This is a genomic window from bacterium (assembly GCA_035527515.1).
Classification (GTDB): Bacteria; B130-G9; B130-G9; order B130-G9; family B130-G9; genus B130-G9.
In genome coordinates this window covers 1-7,909 of the sequence record DATLAJ010000050.1, presented here as the reverse complement: position 1 = coordinate 7,909, position 7,909 = coordinate 1, and the positions used below count along the sequence as shown (strand labels likewise).

General features: G+C 58.3%; 6 protein-coding genes. All 6 read right to left on the bottom strand.

The features are described 5' to 3' along the window. Positions 1-1,398: hypothetical protein (locus tag VM163_03330; protein HUT02902.1), on the bottom strand; the 1,398-nt coding region annotated here is incomplete at its 3' end. Between the two features lie 291 nt (positions 1,399-1,689). Next, a complete protein-coding gene (locus VM163_03325) occupies positions 1,690-3,924 on the bottom strand; it encodes an alpha-hydroxy-acid oxidizing protein (protein HUT02901.1) in 2,235 nt (744 codons plus the stop codon). A gap of 10 nt (positions 3,925-3,934) precedes the next feature. Further along, the gene (locus VM163_03320; GenBank protein HUT02900.1) at positions 3,935-5,098 is read right to left on the bottom strand and encodes an LL-diaminopimelate aminotransferase; all 1,164 of its coding nucleotides are present in this window, start codon (positions 5,096-5,098) and stop codon (positions 3,935-3,937) included. Positions 5,099-5,633: 535 nt separating this feature from the next. Then, positions 5,634-6,842: an ABC transporter permease gene (locus VM163_03315; GenBank protein ID HUT02899.1), complete on the bottom strand. Its 1,209-nt coding sequence runs from the start codon at positions 6,840-6,842 to the stop codon at positions 5,634-5,636. A 2-nt stretch (positions 6,843-6,844) separates the two neighbouring features. Next, on the bottom strand, positions 6,845-7,531 hold the full coding sequence (locus VM163_03310) for an ABC transporter ATP-binding protein (GenBank protein HUT02898.1): 687 nt from the start codon (positions 7,529-7,531) through the stop codon (positions 6,845-6,847). Continuing rightward, positions 7,528-7,909 (bottom strand): hypothetical protein (locus tag VM163_03305; GenBank protein ID HUT02897.1); only part of this gene is annotated, 382 nt, incomplete at its 5' end. The genes VM163_03310 and VM163_03305, both read right to left, overlap by 4 nt.

Sequence of the window (7,909 nt, the reverse complement as noted above, 5' to 3'; positions counted from 1 at the left end):
TCCCAGCCCTCCCAGCATTGACAGCGACGTCCACGAGTCCTCAGGCTGGCAAGCCCCGTGAAACTCAAACACCCTCCCACGAGGGACAACGCTCTCGAACCAGTCGGTAATCCACTTCTTGTTCGCAGCGAGCACCTCGTAAAGCTCCTTGGGCTGATCGGATGGGACTATTATCTTGAAGTAGCTGGCCAATGAGAGGTCGCCGATCCTGCTCGAGTTCACAACTCGATTGCTGTATCCATGCTCGGCAAGGATGTCCTCGATCGCCGTGGAGCCTCGGTCTTTTATGATCATGACCTTGCTGCCAGCAGGCATGAGTTCAGCCGAATCACCATACAGGATAACGTTCTCCAACAGGCTCGAGGCGCCATCGTCGTAAGCCTGCTCGAGCCGAATCGATGTAACGATGATCTCCGAACATTCGTAGCGCACCTCGGAGAGCAGGACCCCACCGTCGTTTTCGTCATAGATGATCGGCAGCAGGTCCCGAGACCTGCTCGTCAAGTGACCCGTGGCGTAAGTGGCAAGGGCAATTAGGTCATCGTCCGGTATTCTGCTGGGCTCTTTCTGGAAGTAGTGTTCTTCATAGGAATTGCTGTCAGACGGGTCATCGAACAGAAACTCCCGCCAGAAATACCCGTATGTCGCCTGCTGCTCGCTCGGCAGATCATCCATCTTCAGATACTCGGTGTTGATCTTGGGATGGACGATGGACCAGTAGTAATAATCCATTGGCAGCTCCTTCTCGGTTCGCTGCCCCCCGTCCTCCACGTAGTAGGCGACCGTGGTATAAAAATCCCCATCACCCTCGTCGTGCTCGACAAGCCGGACGTAGTTCAGGTGTTCAGCGTTGGAGTAGGAACGTTCCGCATTGATGACCAGCAGGTCCTCGTCGCCAGCACCCACCAAGCGGTGTAGCTCACGAGGCGCAACGTGTGCGATCGCAAACGCAATCTCGTCGATGAACCTGCTGTCGGGACACGCATGCAGTAGCTCGGCATAAACATCCGCGTCATCGCCCAGCCTACTAAACGCGTCCTGAAGGTCTTGCCTGAGCCAAACAGGTGCGGACTCAATCGCCTCCACACAGGTCTCTGACAAGTCGAGCGGGTTTTTAACCAGCGAGAACGTGCCGCTCTGGGACGTAAGCACCGGCCGCTGCCAAACGCCAAGAGCATCCCTGAGACCAACGCTTCGGCTACGATTTTGCTCCGTCTTCCTCGAGGACGTAACCGCCGCAGACCCCCTCTGAACCCTGATGCGGCTCGCTTGCCCATGCCCAGAAAGCTCCACTATCCCCTTCTGCACAACGGGTCCTACTGCTCCCGATGCGACACAAAGGCCGGTCATCAGAAACAGTATGCCAACACACGCCGCCTTCAATCTCGCTATGGTCATCGTTGTCCTCCCCGCCTTGAGTCTAGCCGTCCTATCAGTCAAGAGCATCAAGTCTGATGCCGAGAGGGGATTATCTCAAACCGAGACCTTCACGCAAGGGCATATCGACCACGCCCTGCTTGATTTCAAACCAGAACCGCTTGCCGCCTCGGCCAAGTGGGCAAGAAAGAGCTGTTCCCCGTAACAACTTCTAGGCAGAAGGCAAGCAAGATCAGGGCGACGGCAGATAGTGGTCGCCGATATCGGTAACGCCTCTGTCTGGCGCGCCATCGTGGCTGGGCGCTCCCGGAGTCAGACCTTGCAGACCACATCGGGCGTGATGTCCTCGAGCGTGCGGCAGCCGGTCAAAATCATCGAGTCTCGCAGTTCTTTTCTGATGCTATTGATGTAAAACTCAACGCCCTCTATCCCTGCCCCGAAGGCCGCAATCGCGATGGGCCTCCCAATTAGCACCGCATCTGCACCCAGTGCGAGGCACTTGAGCACATCTGCGCCAGACCTTATACCCCCATCAACTAGCACCTTGATCTTGCCCTTGACCACGGAAACGATGTCGGGTAGGATGTGCAAAGCCCCGGGCATGTTGTCGAGAACACGGCCACCGTGATTCGATACAACGATTGCAGCAGCGCCCACCTCAACAGCGGCCACAGCGTCCCAGACCGTCATGACACCCTTTATGACGAACGGCAGCTGCGTCAGCTCGATGATCTGTCGCAGCTGTCCCAACGATTTAGTTTCGACAGGTTGCTGCATCAGGTCCATCGTCAGGAAGGCCGCGGCGTCCACATCCATCCCGACCGCCAGACATCCGACGCGCGCTGAGGCCTCGAGGCGCTCCTTGATGGCCTCGAAGTCAGAGCGTGGCTTGAATATCGGCACGCCGCAGCCGCCACATTCAGCGATGGCGGACAGCCCCGCGTGGTACATTTTGGGCAGAGCACCATCCCCAACAGTGCCTAACGAGCCGGCCTTCTTGCACCCACTGACAACGATCCTGGCATACTCATCCTCGGGCAGTGCGCCTCCCATATTCAGGTTCATGCCTGTAATCGGAGCCGCGAGGACGGGACATGACAGGCTTGCTCCAAACAGCTCGCAAGACGTGTCGGCCTTCTTGACATCGTGTATCGACCGGACGTTGATTTTATACTGCTCAAGCGCCTCGATGTTCGCCCTGAACGAGGCGCCGGTGCCGACGGCACCCATGCCGGGGACCCCGGCGGGGCAGTCCCCACCATCACAGACATCGCACACTCTACAGACCAGACCGAAGAGATTTCTGGCGTTGTCGCGGAGGATTCTGTGCGTGAGCTTGACCGGCTTTCCGATCTCGATGGTGATCATCTCGCGGGCCTGGTCATTGAGCCGCACGGCCTCCTCTCGGGTTTCTGCGACGGTGATCACGTTCATTGGTTTGTCGAGGTTGCACGCGGGCTGGTGGACGTAATCTCCGGGCCGGATATGGGCAACCACGTCGGCCACGCCCTCTGCTTTCTGGGCAGCGTCGATCCCTGTAATCCCTCTGACTTGGCCCGGCTCGCAGAACACAGCTCGCTCGACAGCAGCTTTCTTGAACTTGGGTTTTGTCTCAGTGGGCGGCATCCCCAGCGCTATCTCAAGCGCCGCCTTGATGCTGCTGATGCCTGTGGAGAGTGGGAATGTGTGGCTCGACATGAACCCGCCGGACAACCTCGAAGCAAGCTCGCCGATCATCGCGCCTTTTGACGTTACCTTTATGTCCCCCTTAGCGGCGCCTATCGTCAGCCCAAGCGCCCTTATCCCACGCGCCATCACCTCACACGCGTCGTCTATCATCTCTTCAGGCAGAGCACTCGGCATAGTGTGCCCAATCTCGACGAAAAACGGCGCAAAGCCTATCACTCTGTCGGCGATCCCGACGAATACGATGCTGCCGTCCCAGATCAGAGCGTCGATAGAGAGCTCCGGGCCATCCATGAACTCCTCGATAATCAACTCACCTGAGGGCGAGGCCTCTTTTGCCCGATGGAACGCCTCGGGGACGTTCTCCCTGGAATCGACGCGCATGACGCCCCTCGCGCCCATGTTGTCGGACGGCTTCATAACAAGCGGCCAAGAACCAAGCTCCGCTGCGGCCTGGAACGCCTCCTGCAACGTCCAAACGCCTCTGAAGTTGGGCGACGGGACGTTGAACTCCTGAAACCGGCGCCTCATCTTGATCTTGTTTGTTGACGCCTCGGCGTCCTCGAATTTGTTGCCGGGAAGGTTAAGCGCGTTTGCAACAGCAGCCACCGTTCTTGAGGCGTCCGTCCCAACAGTGATGACGCCCTCGATCTTGCGGTGTGTGGCGTAGCTGCGAGCGGCCCGGACAGTTCCATCGATGTCGCGTGTGCTGACGATAACCGGGATGTCGGCGTATTTCATCCCAATCGCGCGAGGGTTCATGTCCGCCACCATTGTGATTAGGCCCATCTGCTTGGCGATCTGGATAGCAGGCAGCTGAAGAATGCCAGCTCCAATTATCATTATGGTCTTGGGTCCCATTGTGCCCTCCCTATAAACTTGTTTCAGAAAGCCGCCTTGCCGCCTCACGAACGCGCTCGGTAGGAAGCGTGAGTGAGAACCGGACAAAGCCCTCGCCGTGCGAACCAAAAGCGATGCCCGGCGCCACAAGTATCGCACATTCTGACAGGAGCTGCTCAGCAAACCCACCCGAACCCAAGCCGCCCGGGACCTTGGCCCAAACGTAGAAGGTCGCGCGAGACCGTTGAGCTTCGAGCCCGGCCTTCCCAAGCGCAGGAATAAGTATCTCCCGCCGTTGGCGATAGACAGCGCAAGTCGCCGCTGGGAACTGCTCGCAATGCCTGATGGCCTCGATTGCGGCTGCCTGAATCGGCACAAACACACCCGAATCGAGATTACTCTTGACCTCCCCGAGCGCGGCTATCAGCTTCCTGTCGCCGGCCGCAAGCGCTATCCGCCAGCCGGTCATGTTGAACGTCTTGGAGAAAGAAAAGAACTCTATGATGTTGGTCTTGTCCTCGCTAGTGGCCAGCAAGCACGGTTGTGACTGCCCCTCCAGCACCATGTCGATATACGCCGCATCGTGGCACACTGCTATGTCGTTGGCTCTCGCAAAACCAACGACCTCGTTCAAAAAGGCCGGCGTCGCGGTGGCGCCGGTAGGGTTATTCGGGTAGTTCAAAAACATCAGGCTTGCGCTCTCGGCGATCCGCTGAGGAATAGCTGAAAGGTCGGGAACATAACCTCGCTCGCCAAGTAGAGGCATCGCGAACGGCTCGCCGCCGGCAAGAACTGCCGAGGCGCGGTAAACAGGATACCCCGGGTCGGGATACAAGACCACGTCGCCCGGATTCACCACCGCGAGGCAAAGGTGCGCCAGACCCTCTTTGGAGCCGATCAGCGCCAGAGCCTCTGTGTCAGGATCGATGCTGACACCGTGCCTTCTGCGCAGCCAATCTGCACACGCCTCGCGAAACTCACTCGTCCCAGAATATGGCGGATAGCGATGATACTTGCTCCGCCGCGCCGCCTCGCATAGTGCCTCGACCGCCTCGTTCGGGCTCGGCAGATCGGGGTCCCCGATGCCCATGTCGATGATATCGACGCCCGCCGCCACCGCCTCAGCCTTCTTCGCGTCAAGCCGAGCAAACAGGTAAGGCGGCAGCAGATTCAGCCGGCTGGACTTACTTGGCAATGCGCACTCTCCACAAACTTGAGCAACAGAAGCGAAACGAGCGGCCATAAGGTAGCCGACAGACTGCGAAATGTCAAACCATAAGTCCGAGGAGTTTCCCCATTCTGTTTTGGAGTGGTTCAGGGCGCCGCTTCTGTTTCAGGGGGGACACCGGCTGCGAATCCCGGCAAGGGGATTAACGTGAGTAGCCGTAGGTGAAACCTACGGATCAGGAGCGGACAGAGAATAGCACCTCAGCCCTGAAAGGGCTGAACATAACCCTTTGGAGCGGCATCTATTAGCTTCCCATCAAGATGCCCAAAGGTGTTGGGATTCTCATCAAAGCGACCCACTACCCAGAACTTAGACAGCTGAGATTGCCTCTTGGGTTAACCCCGTCAGGATACTGCTGTTCATTCCGCCGAGAAATGAGCTTTCTCCGGCTACTGTGCAGAGAACATCCCCGAGGTTACATGCGTAGAGTTAGAGGCGAGTTCGAGCGGTCGGCCGACGAGGCAAACGAGACTTGAGCCGAAGCTGTCAGCCTGCGCCCCCATCACTCGTAGCGCAGCGCCTCGATGGGATCGAGCAGCGCGGCGCGACGAGCGGGATAGAAGCCGAAGAAGATACCAACCGCCGCTGAGAATGACAGGGCAAGAACAACGCTGGACGCTGTGATCACGGTTCCGAACTCCGACAGATTCGCAATGGCCTTTGCGCCGCCGACTCCTACGAGCACGCCGAGCAGGCCGCCAAGGCCGCTCATCACGATCGCCTCGAGCAAGAACTGGGTGAGGATGTCTCTGTCCTTGGCGCCAATGGCCTTCCTAACGCCGATCTCCCGAGTTCGCTCGGTAACTGTCACAAGCATGATGTTCATGATGCCAATACCTCCCACCAGAAGAGAGATGCCCGCCACTGCACCCAGGAGGATAGTGAAAGTCTGCGTGACGTCGGAAGCGGCCTCAGCCATCTCTGCGAGGTTGCGGATGTGAAAGTCGTCGTCCGCCTCAGATTGGATGCGATGGCGGCGCCTCAGGACCCCGCTGGCTTGGGTCTCGACCTGCGTGTGGTCTGCCCCCTCTACGGCTTGAAGATCGATCTCCCTGAGATAATTAACGCCAAGAAGCTGCTTCATCGCCGTTGTGTAAGGAATGATGGCCTGGTCGTCCGGGTTGAACCAGCCCTGATCGCCCTTGGCCTTCAGGACACCTACAACCTTGAAGTTTATGCCGTCGATCTTGACCGTCTCCTCAAGGGGATCGCTGTTCTCAAAAAGGTTCTCCACTGTCGTCGGGCCAAGAACGACCACGCGCGCCGAGCGCTCAACCTCCGACTCCGTGAAAGGCCGGCCCCGCTCGACCTCGAAATTACGGATGGGAAAATACGTGATGGACGTGCCGGTGACGCTTAAGCGTGAGTTGTTATTGTAGTATTTGAGCTGAGCACTGCCCTGGACGACAGGGGCAATAATCTCGACGGTCGGCACCTCCTCCAGCACTGCCAGTGCGTCATTCAGCGTAAGGTTCTGGCCCGCGGCGGTCCTCACGCCCCGATGGCCCCCCTGCCCCGGCCTCACGATCAACAGATTGGCCCCCATCGACGAGATGCGGTCCATTACGCGCTTTTGGGCGCCTGCCCCAAGCGCAAGCATCGATATGACCGCAGCCACGCCGATAATGATCCCGAGCATGGCAAGAATGGAGCGAAGCTTGTTGGACAACAGGCTTTTTGTCGCTACCTTAACAATAGTCCAGAAAAGCATGTCTATTCCCCTCCTGTCCGCACAGGCTCCGAATCTCTGATCTGTCCATCCCGAATGTGAATCTGCCGTGAACAGTGAGCGGCCACCTCGGCATCGTGCGTCACGACGATGATCGTTCGCCCCTGATCGTTCAGCTCTCTGAAAAGCGTCATGATCTCCTCGCCCGTCTTTGTATCCAGATTGCCTGTTGGCTCGTCCGCCAGAATGATAGCCGGATCGGTCACAACCGCACGGGCCACCGCGACTCGCTGGCGCTCTCCCCCGGACAGCTGATTCGGCTCGTGGTCCATCCGGTCCGAAAGGCCAACGATTTTCAAAGCCTCCTCAGCGCGCCCTCTGGCCTCCCGATGTCCAGCATAAAGCAGCGGCAGCTCAACGTTCTCCAAGGCAGTGATCCGTGGCAGAAGGTTGAAGGTCTGAAATACGAACCCGATCTTGCGATTACGGACCTGCGCCAGAGCGTTTTTTGAGAGCCGCGAGACGTTCTCGCCGTCGAGCACATATCGCCCTGAATCGGGTCGATCGAGGCAGCCTAGGAGGTGCATCAGCGTCGATTTGCCGCTTCCCGAAGGGCCCATGATCGCCACCTTCTCGCCTGGCTCGACCCCAAAGCTCACGTTGTCCAGAACTCTTATCGTGCTGCCGCCAAGCGAATACGTTTTGGTCATCGATTCAACTTCAATGATCATCGCCTCCGGCCTCCCATCGGTATCATCGAAGGCGTTGGGGGACGATGCGACTGCTCGGCCTGCTGGCGGGCCCACTTGCTCTGCATCTGCCCCTTTAACTGCAAGACCTCTTCGCCCTCTTTCAGACCGCTGAGAATCTCAGTCCGGACGCCATCGTCTATTCCGACCTCGACCCCCCGTCTCTCAGGCTCCTGGCCATCGCTTGGCACCAAGACGAACGTCTTCCCGTTTCTCCTATATACCGCATCAGAGGGGACCAAAAGCGCGTTTTCGCTCTCGGCCGCAATGATCACTACGTTAGCGGTCATCTCCGGCTTCAGATTCTCCTTGTCCTCTGAAAGCACCTCAATCTTGACGTCAAACGTAACGACGTTGGAC